We start from the raw sequence: 18,785 nt of genomic DNA on the forward strand, positions 1-18,785 counted from the left end.
GGAAGTGGGGCGCATTATAAGGAGATTCGAAACCCCGTCAAGGCCTAATTCCAAGAAACCTCAATATCGCTGAAAGGCGAAGCAGGGAGGCCTGACGGCCTCCCTGCTTTTCAGTACATCCCTATAAAGCTAAAGCACCCCAGCATCTCGCAAGCGTTGCAAGCTACCGGCATCCAGCCCCAGCACATCGGCCAGCACCACCTCGGTATGCTCACCCAGCAAAGGTGGCGCGTGCCGATATTCCACAGGCGTTTCCGACAGCCGAATCGGGCTGGCTACCTGCGGCACGCTGCCCGCCAACGCATGCGGCAGGTTCACTGCCAAGCCGCGCGCCACCACCTGGGGGTCCTGGAACATCTGCGCCAGGTCATTGATCGGCCCACAGGGCACCCCTGCAGCCTCCAGCTGCTGCACCCACTCAGCCGTGGTCTTGAACACCGTAGCCTGGCGGATCAAAGGAATCAGCTCGGCGCGATTGGCTACCCGCTGCTTGTTGGTCGCGAAGCGCGGGTCGTCCGCCCACTGCGGCTGGCCAGCCACTTCGGCAAACTTGCGGAACTGCCCATCGTTACCCACGGTGAGAATGAAATCACCATCCGCCGTCGGGAAGTCCTGATAAGGGACGATATTGGGGTGCGCATTGCCAAGCCGCCGCGGCGGGTTGCCCGTGGTGAGGTAGTTCATGGCCTGGTTGGCCAGGCACGCCACCTGCACGTCGAGCAACGCCATATCAATGTGTTGGCCAACGCCGGCCCGGTCACGATGGGCGAGGGCAGCCAGGATCGCCACGGTCGAATACAGCCCGGTAAGGATGTCGGTCAGCGCCACCCCGACCTTTACCGGCCCCGCACCTTCTTCACCATCCGGGCGCCCGGTCAGGCTCATCAGCCCGCCCAGCCCCTGGATCATGAAGTCATAGCCCGCTCGTTTGGCATAGGGGCCCGTCTGCCCAAAGCCGGTGATGGAGCAATAGATAAGCTTGGGGTTCACCGCCTTCAGGCTCTGGTAGTCCAGCCCGTAGGCCGCCAGCCCGCCCACCTTGAAGTTCTCGATGACGATATCCGACCTGGCCGCCAGCTCGCGCACCAGGCGCTGGCCTTCCGGCTGGGTGAAGTCGATGGTCACCGAGCGCTTGTTGCGGTTGGCCGAGAGGTAGTAGGCCGCCTCGCTGGTATTCTCGCCTTGCGCATCCTTGAGGAAGGGCGGCCCCCACGCACGGGTGTCGTCGCCACTGCCAGGGCGCTCGACCTTGATCACATCAGCGCCCAGGTCAGCCAGGATCTGGCCAGACCAAGGCCCCGCCAGCACACGAGAGAGATCGAGCACCCGCAGATGAGAGAGCGCACCCATGGCCGGTCTCCTTATTAGTAGAAGGCCTGGATGCCAGTCTGCGCACGGCCCAGGATCAGCGCATGCACGTCATGGGTACCTTCATAAGTATTGACCACTTCCAGGTTGACCAGGTGGCGCGCCACGCCGAACTCGTCGGAGATGCCGTTGCCGCCCAGCATGTCACGGGCCATGCGCGCAATATCCAGGGCCTTGCCGCAGGAGTTGCGCTTCATGATCGAGGTGATTTCAACGGCCGCAGTGCCTTCATCCTTCATGCGCCCCAAACGCAGGCAGCCTTGCAGGCCCAGGGTGATTTCGGTCTGCATGTCGGCCAGCTTCTTCTGGATCAATTGGTTCGCTGCCAGCGGGCGGCCGAACTGCTGGCGGTCCAGGGTGTACTGGCGCGCGGTGTGCCAGCAGGCTTCCGCCGCACCCAGGGCGCCCCAGGAGATGCCATAGCGCGCCGAGTTCAAGCAGGTGAACGGGCCTTTGAGGCCACGCACGTCAGGGAAGATGTTCTCTTCAGGGACAAACACGTTGTCCATGACGATTTCGCCGGTGATCGAAGCGCGCAAGCCGACCTTGCCATGAATGGCCGGGGCGCTGAGGCCCTGCCAGCCCTTTTCCAGGACGAAGCCGCGGATATCGCCGGCATCATCCTTGGCCCAGACCACGAACACATCGGCGATCGGGCTGTTGGTGATCCACATCTTGCTGCCGCTCAGGCGATAGCCGCCATCGACCTTCTTGGCTCGGGTAATCATCGAACCTGGGTCGGAGCCATGGTTAGGCTCGGTCAGGCCGAAGCAACCGATCCACTCGCCACTGGCGAGCTTGGGCAGGTACTTCTGCTTCTGCGCCTCGGTACCGAACTCGTTGATCGGCACCATCACCAGCGACGATTGCACGCTCATCATCGAGCGGTAGCCAGAATCGATACGCTCCACTTCGCGAGCGATCAGGCCGTAGCACACGTAGTTCAGCCCGCTGCCGCCGTACTGCTCGGGGATGGTCGCGCCCAACAGGCCGACTTCGCCCATTTCGCGGAAAATGGCAGGGTCGGTCTGCTCATGGCGGAAAGCCTCCAGCACGCGCGGCGCCAGCTTGTCCTGGGCGAACTGATAAGCGCTGTCACGCACCATGCGCTCTTCTTCAGTGAGCTGCTGATCCAGCAGCAGCGGGTCGATCCAGTGGAAGCTTGCTTTACCGGCCATGAGCGAAATCCTCGTAATAGGGAGCAGGTTCTTGTGCCCATTGATCCTAGGCCTGTTATGGCACCTGGACAAACGAGGAATGCGCACGCATTAGTGATATTTTGTCACTTCGAAAACAACAAGAACCCAGCATTGGCGAACCCCACAAGTGAGGTAGACGTACATGCGCCGCAAGATCCCCAGCACTACCGCCCTGGTCTGCTTCGAGGCAGCCGCCCGCCACGAGAGCTTCACCAAGGCCGCCCAGGAACTGGCACTGACCCAGGGCGCCGTCTGTCGGCAGATTGGCGGCCTGGAAGACTTCCTCAATGTGGAACTGTTCCGCCGCTCACGGCGCGGGGTGAAACTGACCGAGGCCGGGCTGTCCTACAGCCGCCAGGTCGCGACGCAACTCGATGCCGTAGAGCGCGACACCCTGTCGGTGATGCGCCAGCAGGGCGCCAACGTGATCGAACTGGCCGTGGTGCCCACCTTCGGCACGCAATGGCTGCTGCCACGGCTCAAGGACTTCCAGCAGCGCCACCCGGAAGTCACCGTCAACCTGACCAACCGCACCCGGCCCTTCCTGTTCGCCGACACGCCGTTCGATGCGGCTATCTATTACGGCGATGCCGACTGGTCCGGCACCCAGTCCCAATGGTTGATGGGCGAGAACCCACTGCCGGTCTGCAGCCCGGCGTTGCTGGACGGGGAGGGCCTGCTCGATGCCAAGCGCATCGCCAGCCTGCCGCTGTTGCAACAGACCACACGCCCCTACGCCTGGCGCCAGTGGTTCAACGGCCAGGGCCTGAATGTGCCAGGCGACATGACAGGGCCGCGCTATGAACTATTCTCCATGCTCGCCCAGGCCGCGATGCACGAGATGGGCGTGGCGCTGATTCCTCCGTTCCTGATCCAGCGCGAACTGGAGGAGGGCAGGCTGGTGGTCGCTAACAGGCACGTGCTGTCCAGCGACAAGGCCTACTATCTGATGATTCCCGAGCGCAAGGTCGAATCCGCCTCCCTGCGCGCCTTCCGGGACTGGCTGGCAGTACAGGCACAGCAGTACATCGCGTCGCGCCAAGCTGAAACGCCTTCCCGACTGCTGTAGTCAATTATTTTAAACACCTACAGATATACGTTTTTGTCGCATACAGACAAACTGTTCAGGTGAATCGAAAAACCCCGCCAAAGCCGCCAAACACGCGGCTTTCAGAGGGTTTTACGACACTCGCGAGCCCATCCGCGAAATCAACGCAAAAAATTTCAAAAAATCCCCTAATCTGCCAAGAGCCCATGCTTGACGGGCTGCGACCAGATCGTTGCGACATACGGTCACAGGGTGACTTGTAGTTTTAACTTCGTTTCGCTCCAGAACCGGTTGTAGGGCCCTGGGTTCGTCTGCAAAATGCTCGGCCCGCCCAGGATTCGGCGGGCTTGGCGCCTAACAGCCAACCCTGCGCACCACCCGAAGTGCGCGGGCTCTTATAAAGACAATAAAGGTCACCGCAGGAGAAATAGTCGTGCACATTGGTGTTCCTCTCGAGACGCAGACCGGTGAGACAAGGGTCGCTGCGACCCCAGAAACCCTCAAGAAACTGATTGGCCAGGGCCATCAGGTCACCGTCCAACGGGGGGCAGGGCTCAACGCCAGCATTCCGGACAGTGCCTATGAGGCCGTAGGCGCTTCCCTGGGGAGCGCTGCCGATGCCTTCGGCGCCCAGCTGGTTCTTAAGGTGGTCGCACCCAACGACCAGGAGCTGGCCCAGATCAACGGCGGCAGCCTTCTGGTCGGCATGCTCAACCCCTTCAATAGCGAGCTGATCGGCAAGATGGCCGAGCGCGGCATCACCGCCTTCGCCCTGGAAGCCGCGCCACGCACCTCCCGGGCCCAGAGCCTGGACGTGCTGTCGTCGCAGGCCAACATCGCCGGCTACAAGGCCGTGTTGCTGGCAGCCCATCACTACCCGCGCTTCATGCCCATGCTGATGACCGCCGCCGGCACCGTGAAGGCCGCCCGGGTGCTGATCCTCGGCGCTGGGGTTGCGGGCCTTCAGGCCATCGCCACGGCCAAGCGCCTGGGTGCGGTGATCGAAGCCTCGGACGTGCGCCCGGCGGTGAAGGAGCAGATCGAATCGCTCGGCGCCAAGTTCATCGACGTGCCTTACGAAACCGATGAAGAACGCGAGTGCGCCGAAGGGGTCGGCGGCTATGCCCGGCCGATGCCCGCCAGCTGGATGCAACGCCAGGCCCAGGCCGTGCACGAGCGCGCCAAGCAGGCCGACATCGTCATCACCACCGCGTTGATTCCGGGGCGCAAGGCGCCGACGCTGCTCAGCGCCGAAACCGTGGCGCAGATGAAGCCCGGCTCGGTGGTCATCGACCTGGCCGCCGCCCAAGGTGGCAACTGCCCACTGACGGTCGCCGACCAGGTGGTATTGGAGAACGGCGTGACCATCGTCGGCCCGACCAACCTGCCGGCCCAGGTCGGCGCCGATGCGTCGGCGCTGTATGCGCGCAACCTGCTGGACTTCATGAAGCTGCTGTTCGACAAGGACGGCGCACTGGTCATCAACCTCGAAGACGACATCGTCGCCGCGTGCCTGATGTGCCGCGACGGCCAGGTCGTGCGCAAGAACGGCTAAGGAGCACGACAATGGAAGACATGCTGATTTCCCACGGCATCTACAACCTGATCATCTTCGTGCTGGCCATCTATGTGGGCTACCACGTGGTCTGGAACGTCACCCCGGCGCTGCACACTCCGCTGATGGCGGTCACCAATGCCATCTCGGCGATCGTCATCGTCGGCGCCATGCTGGCTGCCGCCCTGACCGTGACCCCGGCCGGCAAACTGATGGGCACCCTGGCGGTGGCCCTGGCCGCGGTCAACGTGTTCGGTGGCTTTTTGGTCACCCGTCGCATGCTTGAGATGTTCAAGAAGAAAACCAAGAACGAGGCGCAGAAGTAAGCATGAGCATGAATCTGGTAACGCTCCTCTACCTCGTCGCCTCGGTGTGCTTCATCCAGGCGCTCAAGGGCCTGTCGCACCCGACCACCTCGCGGCGCGGCAACCTGTTCGGCATGATCGGCATGGGGCTGGCCATCCTCACCACGGTGGGCCTCATTTATAAGCTCGGCGCCGAACTGGCAACCGCCGGCATCGGCTACGTCATCGTCGGCCTGCTGGTTGGCGGTACGGCTGGCTCGATCATGGCCAAGCGCGTCGAGATGACCAAGATGCCCGAGCTGGTCGCCTTCATGCACAGCATGATCGGCCTGGCCGCGGTGTTCATCGCCATCGCCGCCGTGCTCGAACCGCAATCGATGGGCATCGTCGCCGCCATCAGCGACCCGATCCCCACCGGCAACCGCCTGGAACTGTTCCTTGGCGCGGCCATCGGTGCCATCACCTTCTCCGGTTCGGTGATCGCCTTCGGCAAGCTGTCGGGCAAGTACAAGTTCCGCCTGTTCCAGGGCGCACCGGTACAGTTTGCCGGCCAGCACAAGCTGAACCTGATCCTCGGCCTGACCACCATCGCCCTGGGCCTGCTGTTCACCTTCACCGGCCACTACAGCGCCTTCACCCTGATGCTGATCCTGGCCTTCGTCATGGGCGTGCTGATCATTATTCCGATCGGTGGCGCCGACATGCCGGTGGTGGTGTCGATGCTCAACAGCTATTCGGGCTGGGCGGCAGCCGGTATCGGCTTCTCGCTGAACAACTCGATGCTGATCATCGCAGGCTCCCTGGTGGGCTCCAGCGGTGCGATCCTCTCGTACATCATGTGCAAGGCGATGAACCGCTCGTTCTTCAACGTCATCCTCGGCGGCTTCGGTGGCGATACCGATACCGGCGCGGCGCAAGGCGCCAAGGAGCAGCGCCCGGTGAAATCCGGCTCGGCCGACGACGCCACCTTCCTGCTCAGCAACGCCGACAGCGTGATCATCGTGCCGGGCTACGGCCTGGCGGTGGCCCGCGCCCAGCACGCGCTCAAGGAACTGACCGAGAAGCTGACCCACAACGGCGTGACCGTGAAGTACGCGATCCACCCGGTGGCGGGGCGCATGCCCGGGCACATGAACGTGCTGCTGGCCGAGGCCGAAGTGCCGTATGACCAGGTGTTCGAGATGGAGGACATCAACGCCGAGTTCGGCCAGGCCGACGTGGTCCTGGTGCTGGGCGCCAACGACGTGGTCAACCCCGCGGCGAAGAACGATCCGAAGTCGCCGATCGCCGGCATGCCGATCCTGGAGGCGTTCAAGGCCAAGACCATCATCGTCAACAAGCGCTCCATGGCCAGCGGCTATGCCGGCCTGGACAACGAACTGTTCTACCTGGACAAGACCATGATGGTGTTCGGTGACGCGAAGAAGGTCATCGAGGATATGGTCAAAGCGGTCGAGTAGGTTGCGATCGAACGTTGCGGATATGAAAACCCCGGCGGATATTCCCCGGGGTTTTTCATTTCACTGATCCAGATCAACGGCTCTATTTCCAGGCTTCTCATACGACCATGGTCGTGGGACGGCGACGGGCGAAATCTCTAGACTGCGCTGCAGTAGCCTCTGTAGCCCGAGATAACAATCCATGTACCGTGATCGTATCCGCTTGTCCTCCCTGCACAGCAAGGTAATGAGTGCGGCTGATGCCGCTGGCCTGATCGAGGACGGCATGACCGTCGGCATGAGCGGTTTCACCCGCGCCGGCGAAGCCAAGGCTGTGCCCCACGCCCTGGCCGAACGCGCCAAGCTGTCGCCGTTGAAAATCAGCCTGATGACCGGCGCCAGCCTGGGCAACGACCTCGACAAGCAGCTGACCGAAGCCGGCGTGCTGGCACGTCGCATGCCGTTCCAGGTCGACAGCACCCTGCGCAAGGCCATCAACGACGGCCAGGTCATGTTCATCGACCAGCACCTGTCGGAAACCGTCGAGCAACTGCGCAACCAGCAGCTCAAGCTGCCGGACATAGCGGTCATCGAAGCCGTGGCCATCACCGAACAAGGCCACATCGTGCCGACCACCTCGGTGGGCAACTCGGCCAGCTTCGCGATCTTCGCCAAGCAAGTGATCGTCGAGATCAACCTGTCGCACAACGCCAACCTCGAAGGCCTGCACGACATCTATATCCCGACCTACCGCCCGACCCGCACGCCGATCCCGTTGGTAAAAGTCGATGACCGCATCGGCAGCACCGCCATCCCGATCGACCCGGCCAAGATCGTCGGTATCGTCATCAGCGACCAGCCTGACTCGCCGTCCACCGTACTGCCGCCGGACGACGAAACCCAGGGTATCGCCGACCACCTGATCAACTTCCTCAAGAACGAAGTGCAGGCTGGCCGCATGACCAACAAGCTCGGCCCGCTGCAAGCCGGTATCGGCAGCATTGCCAACGCGGTGATGTGCGGCCTGATCGAGTCGCCGTTCGAAGACCTGACCATGTACTCCGAAGTGCTGCAGGATTCGACCTTCGACCTGATCGACGCCGGCAAGCTGAGCTTCGCCTCGGGCAGCTCGATCACCCTGTCGAGCCGCCGCAATGCGGACGTGTTCGGCAACCTCGAGCGCTACAAGGACAAGCTGGTACTGCGCCCGCAGGAAATCTCCAACCACCCTGAAGTGGTACGCCGCCTGGGCATCATCGGTATCAACACGGCGCTGGAGTTCGACATCTACGGTAACGTCAACTCCACGCACGTGTGCGGCACCCGGATGATGAATGGCATCGGCGGCTCCGGCGACTTCGCTCGCAACGCTCACCTGGCGGTGTTCGTCACCAAATCGATCGCCAAGGGTGGCGCGATTTCCAGCGTGGTGCCGATGGTCAGCCACGTCGACCACACCGAGCACGACGTGGACATCCTCGTCACCGAGCAAGGCCTGGCCGACCTGCGTGGCCTGGCGCCTCGCGAGCGGGCCCGGGCGATCATCGACAACTGCGTGCACCCAGACTACCGCGCAGCGCTGAACGACTACTTCGAGCGCGCCTGCCAACGTGGCGGCCACACCCCGCACATCCTGCGCGAGGCGTTGAGCTGGCACGAAAATCTGGAAGAAAGCGGCCGCATGCTGGCTAGCTGATCCACGCAGTACTTTTCGCCGGCAAGCCGGCTCCCACAAGGACAAAGCTGTACCTGTGGGAGCCGGCTTGCCGGCGATGAGCTTCCACCAGAAAAAACTGTTCTACTGTACTGGTATCAATCCCAGTCTCCTCCTCGAAAAATCCCCTCACCCCCAAAAAATGCACTACAACAGTGCAGACCAGTACAGTTGCGCCAATTTCGAGTGCAACAGTAGGGTTACACAGTTAACTGAGCCATCGTCTTTCACATGAACTGTATCTACTGTTATGGACAACAGAGGAGGATCATGGGCACCAGTTAAATCACTACCTAATCCCGCCACAAGCGGAAGGATGAAGCATCATGGAACGTACCCTCAGTTCCGGTCTGGTTTTTGAAAGCAACGCCCAGCAATCCAACGCCTCGCTGCCGCTGCGCGCCCTGTCGACCCTGCTCCTGTGGCAGCGCCGCATGGCCAGCCGCCGCCAACTGGCTCGCCTGGACTCCCGCCTGCTGGCCGACGCCGGTATCAGCGAGTCGCAGCGCTACGAAGAGCTCAGCAAGCCGTTCTGGCGCTAAGCTCCGGTTCGCCGGCTTCGGCTGGCACCGCGAAATTCCAAACCCGTTGCAGGACGCTGCAACGGGTTTTTTATTGCCCGGCCCCCGAGTTAGAGCGCCGGGAATCTATATAGGTACAGTTTTAGAAAATTCTCAAACTACCAATACAGTCGCTTTGAGCGTCGTTCGCCGACCTCCGCACGTACTGCCGCGTGATACGCTTGGCTTAAACAGTCTGGTGAAAACCAGTTGTCCCTGTACCGTGACGAACCGTGTGAACGTCCGATAAGCAGATTCACTCGACCCTTTTCCAGGAGTCCACGACCATGTCCCGCAAACACCTGATCGGCGCCGCCCTGTTGCTCGGCCTGGCCGGCACCGCCCACGCCAGCAGCTTCGTCGTCACCACCGATGCCGTAGTGCGCGCCTTTGCAGCATCCACCGACGCCACTTCCGACCTGACCTCGTCGTTCCGTGACGACAAGATCGTCCAGGCCGCCCGCGACGACGCCGCCAGCTTCGTCGGCAGCGAAGGCGCCATCCGCGGCGCCAAGCTGGAAAGCGCTTTCATGCACATCCGCTCGACGCTGCCGGCCCTGCAGGCCAGCGATGCACAGTTGGCCCAGGCCATCCTGGTTATCTGAAGTCATCTGATAAACAGGCTGTAAAACGAATGCGCTGGCTGCGGCCGGCGCATTCGTTTTAGCCTTAGCAGCCCAGTCGCAGTCGTTAAGTAGCCCCATGCGTTATCTGTTGCCGATGCTGTTCGCCGCCGTTGCCATGGGCAATGCCCATGCCATGGACACCACTACCCAAGGCCTGGTCATCACAGGCTACGTCACCAGCCAGGTGACGACCGCGCCCTTCGACCGCAAGCTGCTTCGCCAAGCCCGCGACGATGCCGCCGCATTCGTGGCCACCGATGGCCTGATCCGCGGTGCGCGCCTGGAGGCGGCACTCGATGCGCTGCGCCACAACTGTGCCCGGCACTCCGTCGGCGACCTTGAACTGGCGCAAGCAATTCTCGTCCAATGACCACACCTGACTCCCTGTATTTTTCGGAGATGCTCCATGCGTAAACCGCTGATCGCCGCTTCCCTCGGCATGCTGTTGCTGGCCGACCTGGCCCATGCACAGACCTTGGTGGCCACCAGCAACATCATCGTGCGTGCCTTTGGTCGCTCGATCGATTTCACGTCCGACACCACCACCTCCATCCGCGATTCGAAAGTGGTGCGCGAAGCCCATGACGATGCCGCCAGCTTCGTCGCCAGCAACGGCGATATCCGCGGCGCGCAACTGGAGGCGGCCTTCGACACCCTGCGCGAGCGCGTGCCTGAAGCGCGTGGCGCCAGCGACCAAGTGCTGGCCGAAGCCATCCTGGCGCTGTGACCCGCGTGCGTGCCTGGCTGCTCGGCTGCGTGCTCACGCTGCTGGGCACGCCCGCCCTGGCCGACCTGCAGCTCGATCTGCAGGCGTCCGGCCTCGACCCACGACAGGTGCAAGCCTCCCAGGCCCTGCTCGACGAGGCCATGAGCAAGCTGCCGCCGCGTTTCAAGCAGCAGCTGGACCGGCGCATCCAGGTCAGCTGGACCGACAAGATGCCCGCCGACGCCTATGGCCAGGCGTCGCTGGTCTCGACCCTTGAGCTCAACCGCCGCCTGCTGCCGAGCCTGGCTGACGGCAGCGCAGCGACGCAGGCCACCGGCCGCCCCCACGGCACCGTCCGCCAGGAACTGCTGGCCACCGTGCTGCACGAACTCACCCACATCTACGACCGCGCACGGCTGTGGCCCGGCGCCGAACGCTCGAAGATCACCCGCTGCATGCGCCAGCAGGGCACCCTGGGCAGGGTCGGCCTGCCGGAAGACTGCCGCGGCCAGGCCGAGCGGCGCTTCACCCTCAGCGATGACCCACGCCTGCTCGACCTGGCCGGATGGCAGCAATACGTCGGCCGCCGCGGCGAGCGCGAGCAGCACAATGGCCAGTTCGTGCGCAGCCCCGACAGCTACGAGCTGAGCAGCCCCAAGGAATTCATCGCGGTCAACATGGAGTATTTCCTCCTCGACCCGAGCTACGGCTGCCGACGCCCGGCCCTGAACCAGTACCTGCGCGACCACTTCGGCTGGGCGCCCGCACAAGAAAGCTGCGCCAAGGGCCTGCCATTTCTCAACGCCGGCAGTGATTTCGCCCGCCAGCCGCTGGGCGAGATCGACCCCGAGCGGGTCTATGAAGTGGACTACCTGCTGGCCGAGGCCAACCAGAACTGGGTCAGCCGCTGGGGCCACAGCATGCTGCGCCTGGTGATCTGCAAGCCCGGCCGGCCACGTGGGCCGGACTGCCGCCTGGACCTCGACCAGCACCTGGTGCTGTCGTACCGCGCCTTCGTCAACGATGTGCAGCTCTCCAGCTGGGACGGCCTGGTCGGCTCCTACCCGTCGCGGTTGTTCGTGCTGCCCCTCAACCAGGTCATCGACGAATACACCAAGACCGAACTGCGCAGCCTCGCTTCGGTTCCGTTGAAACTCGACCGCCGCGAGATCGAGAACCTGGTGCGCCAGGCCGCTGAGATGCACTGGAGCTACGACGGCAACTACTACTTCCTGTCCAACAACTGCGCGGTGGAGTCGTTGAAGCTGTTGCGCAGCGGCACCGGCAACCCGCGCCTGAACGACCTCGACAGCATCATGCCCAATGGCCTGCTCGAGGTGCTCAAGGCCAGGGGGCTGGCCGACACCAGCGTGCTCGACAACCCGCGCGAGGCCTTGCGCCTGGGCTATCGCTTCGACTCCTACCGTGACCGTTACCAGGCGATGTTCGAGGTGCTCAAGCAGCAGCTGCCGATCAAGCAGGACAAGGTCGAGGACTGGCTGGAGCAGGGCGCCGAACAGCGCCGCAGCTGGTTCGCCCAGGCCAACCTGCGCACCAGCGCGGCGTTGCTGCTGCTGGAGCAGGCGAGCCTGCGCAGGCAGTTGCTGCTGGCCCAGGACGAGGTGAAGCAGCGTTACCTGAATGCCGCCGCGCTCAAGGACGGCACCCTCGGCAAGGCCAACGACACCCTGCAGCAGATGCTCGCCAACAGCGGCTTCCTCAGCCGCCCGGCAGAGTTGCTCGATGCTGGCGGCTATGGGCTGCCGCAGCCGGATGAGCGCAAGCACCTGGAGAAGGTCAGCAGCGAGCGCCAGGCGCAGTTGCTGAGGCTGAGCACCGACCTGGACAAGGAGGTGAGGGCGCTGCTGGAGCCTTCGCGGGCCAAGGAAATCGCTGCCGTCGAGGCCAATGTGAAGATGGTCGGCGAGCACCTGCGGGCACTGCACAAGGCCGCTGGAGGCCTGGAGCTGCCGTAGTACCTGTTCTGGCCCCATCGCTGGCAAGCCAGCTCCCACAGGTGCCTTGATCGTGGGAGCCGGCTTGCCGGCGATGGGGCCCGAGAGCACACCACAAGGCTTACAGCTGCTCCTCGGCCTCTCCCGGCAACTGCTCATCCAGATGCACCCAGGGCAACCGGCTGCTGGTCCAGATATGCCGCGCAGCCCGCACCTGCTCAGGATGATCCAGCGTCCCCACCGTCACATCGATGCTGCCCGGGCTGTGCTCGGTCACCAACGCCACATGCGCCCCGCATTCGCCGCAGAAATAGCGTTTGCAGCTGGCCGGCGCCACATAGCATTGCGGCCGCCCAGCCATCCAGCGAAACCCCGAGCGAGGCAGGGTGAGCCAGGTCACCAGCAGCCCTCCACTGACCCGCCGGCAGATCGAACAATGGCAATGGGCGATGTCCGTCAACTCGCCCTGAAGCCGATAGCGCAAGGCGCCGCAATGGCAGCCTCCCTCGGTTACATCCGGCATCACTACCTCCTGTCGCCCTTTTTGCGGCGAAAGCTGGCTGAAAGCTTGTCCCCCTAGGATAGCCGCCACCACCGGCAGCAGACCGGTCAGCCAGGGCACCCGGATTTTTCCGCGCCCGGCCCAATCAACAACAACAATGGTGATTCCGATGTTCTTCTGTGCCCGCCTTTTCGCAGCCTCCCTCCGCGTGCTCCCTGCGCAGCGCCCCTCGCGCTGATCCGCCCGAACAGTCTTTTCTTTCGCCGCGCCACGCCTGGAGTACTGCCATGCTGACCTTCCTCGGCTTTGCCATGGTCATCACCTTCATGTACCTGATCATGACCAAGCGCCTGTCGGCCTTGATCGCGCTGATCCTGGTACCGATCCTGTTCGCCCTGTTCGGTGGTTTTTCCGCCAAGATCGGCCCGATGATGCTCGAAGGCATCAGCAAGCTCGCGCCCACCGGCGTGATGCTGATGTTCGCCATTTTGTATTTCGCCCTGATGATCGACTCCGGCCTGTTCGACCCGGCCGTGCGCAAGATTCTCAAGCTGGTCAAGGGTGACCCGCTGAAAGTCTCGGTCGGCACCGCCGTGCTGGCCCTGGTGGTGTCGCTCGACGGCGATGGCGCCACCACCTACATGATCTGCTGCGCCGCCATGCTGCCGCTGTACAGCCGCCTGGGCATGAGCCCGCGGATCATGGCCGGCCTGATCATCCTGGCCGGCGGGGTGATGAACATGACCCCCTGGGGCGGCCCGACCGCCCGCGCCGCCAGCGCCCTGCACGTGGACCCGTCGGACATCTTCGTGCCGATGATCCCGGCCATGCTGTTCGGCGTCGTCGCGATCCTGGCCATCGCCTACCTGTACGGCAAGCGCGAGCGCGCCCGCCTGGGCGAGCTGCACCTGCCCACCGACGACATCGACCACAGTGAAATCAGCGTCTCGCAGTTCCCCGAAGCGCGCCGGCCCAAGCTGCTGTGGTTCAACGGCACACTGACCGCGGTGCTGATGGTTGCGCTGATCGCCGGCCTGCTGCCGCTGCCAGTGCTGTTCATGATCGCCTTCAGTATCGCCATGATCGTCAACTACCCCTGCCTGCAGCAGCAGAAAGACCGCATCGCCGCCCATGCCGGCAGCGTGCTGGCCGTGACCGGGCTGATCTTTGCGGCCGGCATCTTCACCGGCATCCTGTCGGGTACCGGCATGGTCGAGGCCATGTCCAAGAGCCTGCTGGCAGTCATCCCGGAAGCGCTGGGCCCTTACCTGGCGGTGATTACCGCGATCGTGAGCATGCCGTTCACCTTCTTCATGTCCAACGATGCGTTCTACTACGGCGTGCTGCCGGTGCTGTCGGAAGCGGCCAGCCACTACGGCATCAGCCCGGTGGAAATGGCTCGCGCGTCGATCGTCGGGCAACCGGTACACCTGCTGAGCCCGCTGGTACCCTCCACCTACCTGCTGGTAGCCCTGGCCGGTATCGAATTCGGCGACCACCAGCGCTTCACCCTCAAGTGGGCAGTGCTGGTCTGCCTGTGCATAATGGCCGCCGCGCTGATGATGGGCATTTTCCCGCTGTTCAGTAGTCTTTAATCAAGTACGCACCACCCCAACGCGAAACGCCCGTTCCTGGGCGTTTCGCCATTACCGTTCGAAGGAAGTACACATGGAATGGCTGACCAGCCCGGAAATCTGGGTTGCCTTTTTTACCCTTACAGCGCTTGAGATCGTTCTCGGTATCGACAACATCATCATGATCTCGATCCTGGTCAGCCGCATGCCCAAGCACATGCAGCCGCGCACGCGGATCTTCGGCCTGGCGCTGGCGATGGTCACCCGCATCATGCTGCTGCTGTCCATCACCTGGGTCATGCGCCTGACCGCCGACCTGTTCGTGGTCTTCGGCCAGGGCATTTCCGGGCGTGACCTGATCCTGTTCTTCGGCGGCCTGTTCCTGCTGTGGAAAAGCTCCCAGGAGATCTACCACGGCCTGGAAGGCGAGGACGAAAGCAGCGATGCGCCCAAGGGTGCGGGCGGCAAGTTCTTCTACACCATCATCCAGATCGCCATCATCGACATCGTGTTCTCGCTGGACTCGGTGATCACCGCGGTGGGCATGGTTTCGCACGTGCCGGTGATGATTGCCGCGATCGTCGTGGCGGTGCTGGTGATGATGCTGTGCGCCGGCGCCATCAGCAATTTCATCGACAAGCACCCATCGCTGAAGATGCTCGCGCTGTCGTTCCTGATCGTCGTCGGCACCGTGCTGATCGCCGAAGCTTTCGACGTGCATGTGCCCAAGGGCTACGTGTACTTCGCCATGGCGTTCTCGCTGGCGGTGGAGGCAATCAACATCAAGATGCGCACGGCCATGGCGCGCAAGGCGGGCAAGGATCACGACCCGGTGAAACTGCGCAAGGACATTCCAGGTCAATAAGCCCTGGAAGCGCTGCAGAAAAAGGCCCTTCGGGGCCTTTTTTCATGCCCGGGTTTTCATCACAAGCTTCATGACGGAAATATTTCAAATAGCTGCAGAGCGTGCCAAGCTGGCGCGAGGTCCGCAAAACAACTAAAGCTTGAGTGAGCACTGGATAAAAACGCCCACCCCCGGGCCAGGCTCACGGCTTCACCCATTTGGCTCCGCTTCTGGAGCCCGGATAAAAAAGGGGGGCTCGACCATGCTGACCCTGCTCAACCTGCTCTCCGCCGTGGCTTTGCTGGTGTGGGGCACTCATATCGTGCGTACCGGCATCCTGCGGGTGTTCGGCTCCAACCTGCGCCGGGTGCTCGGCCAGAACATGAACCGGCGGCCACTGGCGTTCATCGCCGGCATCGTGGTCACGGCCGTGGTGCAAAGCAGCAACGCCACCGCGATGCTGGTGACCTCCTTCGTCGGCCAGGGCCTGATGGCCATGACCCCGGCCCTGGCGATCATGCTCGGCGCCGACGTGGGTACCGCGCTGATGGCGCGGGTGCTCACCCTGGACTTGTCGTGGCTGTCGCCGCTGCTGGTGTTCCTTGGCGTGATCTTCTTCCTCTCGCGCAAGCAGACGCGTGCCGGCCAGCTGGGCCGGGTGGCCATCGGCCTGGGCCTGATCATCCTGGCCCTGCAGCTGATCGTGCAGGCCGCCGCGCCCATCACCCATGCCCAGGGCGTGAAAGTGCTGTTCGCCTCGCTGACCGGCGACATCCTGCTCGATGCCTTGGTCGGCGCGCTGTTCGCCATGATTTCCTACTCAAGCCTTGCCGCAGTGCTGCTGACCGCAACCCTGGCCGGCGCCGAGGTGATCAGCCTGCCGGTGGCCATCGGCCTGGTGGTCGGCGCCAACATCGGCAGCGGCCTGCTGGCATTTCTCAGCACCAGCATGCAGAACGCCGCCGGCCGCCGCGTGGCCCTGGGCAGCCTGCTGTACAAGCTGATCGGGCTGCTTTTGATCATCCCGGTGCTGCACCCGCTGGTGGAGTGGATGGATTCGCTGAGCTTCAGCCCGCAGGAGCTGGTGATCGGCTTCCACCTGCTCTACAACACCTTGCGCTGCCTGATCATGCTGCCCACGGTCAACCCCATGGGCCGCCTGTGCAACCGCCTGCTGCCCGAGCGCGAAGTCGGCAACGGCCAGGTGCGCCCGCGCCACCTTGATGCCTCGGCGCTCACCACCCCGAGCCTGGCCCTGGCCAACGCGGCGCGCGAAACGCTGCGCCTGGGCGATATCGTCGACAGCCTGCTCGAAGCCATGCTCGGCGCCCTGCGCGGCACCCAGACCGCCATGCCGCAGCAGGTACGCGCCCTGGGCGAGGACGGCGAGGCTTTGTACAGCGCGATCAAGCTGTACCTGGCGCAGATGCCCCGGGAAGACCTCAGCGACCAGGACAACCGGCGCTGGGCCGAGATCATCGAGCTGGCGATCAACCTCAAGCTCGCCTGCGACCTGATCGAGCGCATGCTGCGCAAGGTGCAGCAGCAGAAGACCAGCCAGCGCCGGGAGTTTTCCCAGGTCGGCCTGGAGGAACTCACCGGCCTGCAGGAGCAATTGCTGGCCAACCTGCGCCTGGGCCTGTCGGTGTTCCTCAGCGCCGACCCCGAGAGCGCGCAGCTGCTGTTGCGCGAAAAACGCCGCTTCCGCGCCCAGGAGCGGCGCCTGGCGCACGCCCATGTCAGCCGCCTGCAACGCAAGGTGGTGCAAAGTATCGAGACCAGTTCGCTACACTTGGAGCTGATCGCCGACATGAAGCGGTTGAACTCTTTGTTCTGCAGCAGTGCCTATGTGGTACTGGGTGGCTCGGACACCGGCGGGCTGATGCTCGACGCGGTACCGGACGAAGCCCGCCTGTCCTGACCCTGCCTACCCGGAGACACACGCTCGCCCATGCGTTGCCTGATGTTCGTTTGCCTGCTGATCTGCAGCCTGCCCACGCTTGCCCTCGATCGTTCGCGGGTCGAGGGCTACCTGTTGCCCAACGGCCTGCAGGTGATCCTCAAGTCCGGCTACGAGCGCGACCATGTCGCCATCCGCCTGGTGGTTGGGGTTGGCCTGGACGACTTCGACTGCGAGCAAAAAGAACTGCCGCACCTGCTCGAACACCTGCTGTTCAGCGGCATCGACGAAACCGGCGAAGGCGGCCTCGAAGAGCGCCTGCAGTCGCTGGGCGGGGAGTGGAACGCCTACACCAGCAGCGCCGACACCACCTTCGTCATCGAAGCGCCGGCGCGCAACCAGCGCAAGGTCCTCGACCTGCTGCTGGCGGTGCTTCGCGATACCCGCATCGACGCCAAGAGCCTGGCCACCGCCAAGCGCATCATCGAGCGCGAGGATGGCGGCCACTACGGCCACCTGCAACGCTGGCTCGACCGCCAGGACATCGGCCACCCCGCCAGCGACCAGCTGGCCACCGAGCTGGGCCTGAAATGCCCCGAGCGCTCCAACCTCGACGACATGACCCTGGAGCAGGTGCAGGCCCTGCGTGACCGCTGGTATGCCGCCAACAACATGACCCTGATCATGGTCGGCGGCCTCGACCGCCTGCTGCCGGCCTACCTGGAGCGCACCTATGGCGAACTGCCGGCCACCGAGCCTGAAGAGCGGCGCAACCTCGAAAGCATCAGCCAGCAGGCCGAACAACGCCGCGACCTGAGCCGCGGCGTGCTGGGCGACAGCGCCAAGCTGCATTGGCTGTTCATCGAGCCGGTGCTGGACAACGACCACCAGCAGACCCTCGACCTGCTCTCGCGCTACCTGGACTGGGCGCTGTACGACCAGCTGCGGCTGCGCAACGGCCTTTCCTATGGCCCCTCGGTGCAGCGCGAGAGCTTTGGCGACAGCGGCATGCTCAGTTTCAATGCCGACCTCGAACGCGACGACATCGACGCAGCGGTCAAGGTGATGCAGCAACTGTTCGACCACTTGCTCGAGCAAGGCCTCGACCCGGAGACCTTCGCCCGCATCAAGGATGCCGCCGTGGCCAAGGAAAGTTGGAGCAGCCAGGGCAACAGTGCGCTGGCCGACTACTACTGGGGCGCGCTGAACGACTACAGCAACGGGCGCTTTACCGACCCGGCGCGCAAGCTGCGCCAGGTGAGCCTGGCCCAGGCCAACGATGCGCTCAAGCAACTGCTCAAGGACCAGGGTTACCTGCGGATCGAGAAGCCGTTGCTGGGTTATGACGAGTTGTATGGGCTGATTGCGCTGCTGGTGGGGGTGATCCTCGCGGCTGGGCTGCTGCGCTGGCGGCATCACACGCCCCGACGGCCGAGTGGTGCTACACGGGAGCGGTAGTTCGGCGGTATCCTTTTGCCAGTACCGGCCCT

Annotated in this window: 17 protein-coding genes; 14 read left to right on the forward strand and 3 right to left on the reverse strand. The window is 63.5% G+C overall.

Translation table 11 applies throughout. The features are described from left to right. Window positions 1-129: 129 nt before the first annotated feature. Both B3E94_RS06620 and B3E94_RS06625 read right to left on the reverse strand, forming a co-directional pair. A complete protein-coding gene (locus tag B3E94_RS06620; RefSeq protein WP_286912809.1) occupies window positions 130-1,350 on the reverse strand; it encodes a CaiB/BaiF CoA transferase family protein in 1,221 nt (406 codons plus the stop codon). A 14-nt stretch (window positions 1,351-1,364) separates the two neighbouring features. Next, a complete protein-coding gene (locus tag B3E94_RS06625) occupies window positions 1,365-2,546 on the reverse strand; it encodes an acyl-CoA dehydrogenase (RefSeq protein WP_286912811.1) in 1,182 nt (393 codons plus the stop codon). A 163-nt stretch (window positions 2,547-2,709) separates the two neighbouring features. Here B3E94_RS06625 and B3E94_RS06630 point away from each other — a divergent pair, with 163 nt between their 5' ends. The 10 genes from B3E94_RS06630 (at window position 2,710) to B3E94_RS06675 (ending at window position 12,496) form a co-directional block, all read left to right on the forward strand. Further along, complete coding sequence (locus B3E94_RS06630; protein WP_286912812.1) at window positions 2,710-3,636, forward strand: LysR family transcriptional regulator; 927 nt, start codon at window positions 2,710-2,712, stop codon at window positions 3,634-3,636. A 412-nt stretch (window positions 3,637-4,048) separates the two neighbouring features. After that, complete coding sequence (locus B3E94_RS06635) at window positions 4,049-5,170, forward strand: Re/Si-specific NAD(P)(+) transhydrogenase subunit alpha (protein ID WP_286912813.1); 1,122 nt, start codon at window positions 4,049-4,051, stop codon at window positions 5,168-5,170. A gap of 11 nt (window positions 5,171-5,181) precedes the next feature. Then, window positions 5,182-5,496, forward strand: a complete 315-nt coding sequence (locus tag B3E94_RS06640) for an NAD(P) transhydrogenase subunit alpha (protein ID WP_003256966.1) — start codon at window positions 5,182-5,184, stop codon at window positions 5,494-5,496. Window positions 5,497-5,498: 2 nt separating this feature from the next. Beyond that, entirely contained in the window at window positions 5,499-6,935 is a 1,437-nt protein-coding gene (locus tag B3E94_RS06645; protein WP_176515870.1) for an NAD(P)(+) transhydrogenase (Re/Si-specific) subunit beta, read from the forward strand. A 181-nt stretch (window positions 6,936-7,116) separates the two neighbouring features. Then, on the forward strand, window positions 7,117-8,610 hold the full coding sequence (locus tag B3E94_RS06650) for an acetyl-CoA hydrolase/transferase family protein (RefSeq protein ID WP_176515872.1): 1,494 nt from the start codon (window positions 7,117-7,119) through the stop codon (window positions 8,608-8,610). Between the two features lie 344 nt (window positions 8,611-8,954). Next, window positions 8,955-9,170, forward strand: a complete 216-nt coding sequence (locus B3E94_RS06655) for a DUF1127 domain-containing protein (RefSeq protein ID WP_176515874.1) — start codon at window positions 8,955-8,957, stop codon at window positions 9,168-9,170. A gap of 305 nt (window positions 9,171-9,475) precedes the next feature. Continuing rightward, entirely contained in the window at window positions 9,476-9,793 is a 318-nt protein-coding gene (locus tag B3E94_RS06660; RefSeq protein ID WP_176515876.1) for a DUF2388 domain-containing protein, read from the forward strand. Between the two features lie 97 nt (window positions 9,794-9,890). Next, window positions 9,891-10,184, forward strand: a complete 294-nt coding sequence (locus B3E94_RS06665) for a DUF2388 domain-containing protein (protein WP_176515878.1) — start codon at window positions 9,891-9,893, stop codon at window positions 10,182-10,184. A 36-nt stretch (window positions 10,185-10,220) separates the two neighbouring features. Further along, window positions 10,221-10,541 carry a DUF2388 domain-containing protein gene (locus tag B3E94_RS06670; protein WP_176515880.1) on the forward strand — a complete coding sequence of 107 codons (321 nt, stop codon included), beginning with the start codon at window positions 10,221-10,223 and terminating at the stop codon, window positions 10,539-10,541. Further along, complete coding sequence (locus B3E94_RS06675; protein ID WP_286912815.1) at window positions 10,538-12,496, forward strand: DUF4105 domain-containing protein; 1,959 nt, start codon at window positions 10,538-10,540, stop codon at window positions 12,494-12,496. Before B3E94_RS06670 ends, B3E94_RS06675 begins: the two co-directional genes overlap by 4 nt. Before the next feature lie 100 nt (window positions 12,497-12,596). Here B3E94_RS06675 and B3E94_RS06680 read toward each other — a convergent pair whose 3' ends face one another. Beyond that, entirely contained in the window at window positions 12,597-12,998 is a 402-nt protein-coding gene (locus B3E94_RS06680) for a GFA family protein (protein ID WP_286912816.1), read from the reverse strand. A gap of 266 nt (window positions 12,999-13,264) precedes the next feature. Between B3E94_RS06680 and B3E94_RS06685 the strand changes: the two genes are divergently transcribed. The 4 genes from B3E94_RS06685 to B3E94_RS06700 all read left to right on the forward strand — a co-directional run bounded on the left by B3E94_RS06685 (window position 13,265) and on the right by B3E94_RS06700 (window position 18,753). Further along, a complete protein-coding gene (locus B3E94_RS06685; protein ID WP_286912818.1) occupies window positions 13,265-14,572 on the forward strand; it encodes a CitMHS family transporter in 1,308 nt (435 codons plus the stop codon). Window positions 14,573-14,645: 73 nt separating this feature from the next. Further along, a complete protein-coding gene (locus B3E94_RS06690; protein ID WP_176515888.1) occupies window positions 14,646-15,416 on the forward strand; it encodes a TerC family protein in 771 nt (256 codons plus the stop codon). A gap of 241 nt (window positions 15,417-15,657) precedes the next feature. Continuing rightward, on the forward strand, window positions 15,658-17,316 hold the full coding sequence (locus B3E94_RS06695) for a Na/Pi cotransporter family protein (RefSeq protein ID WP_286912820.1): 1,659 nt from the start codon (window positions 15,658-15,660) through the stop codon (window positions 17,314-17,316). A 30-nt stretch (window positions 17,317-17,346) separates the two neighbouring features. Next, on the forward strand, window positions 17,347-18,753 hold the full coding sequence (locus B3E94_RS06700; protein WP_286912822.1) for a M16 family metallopeptidase: 1,407 nt from the start codon (window positions 17,347-17,349) through the stop codon (window positions 18,751-18,753). Window positions 18,754-18,785 lie beyond the last annotated feature (32 nt).

Origin of the sequence: Pseudomonas sp. UBA6315 (genome assembly GCF_002438125.1) — a bacterium.
In the GTDB taxonomy this organism is placed as follows: Bacteria; Pseudomonadota; Gammaproteobacteria; order Pseudomonadales; family Pseudomonadaceae; genus Aquipseudomonas; species Aquipseudomonas faucium.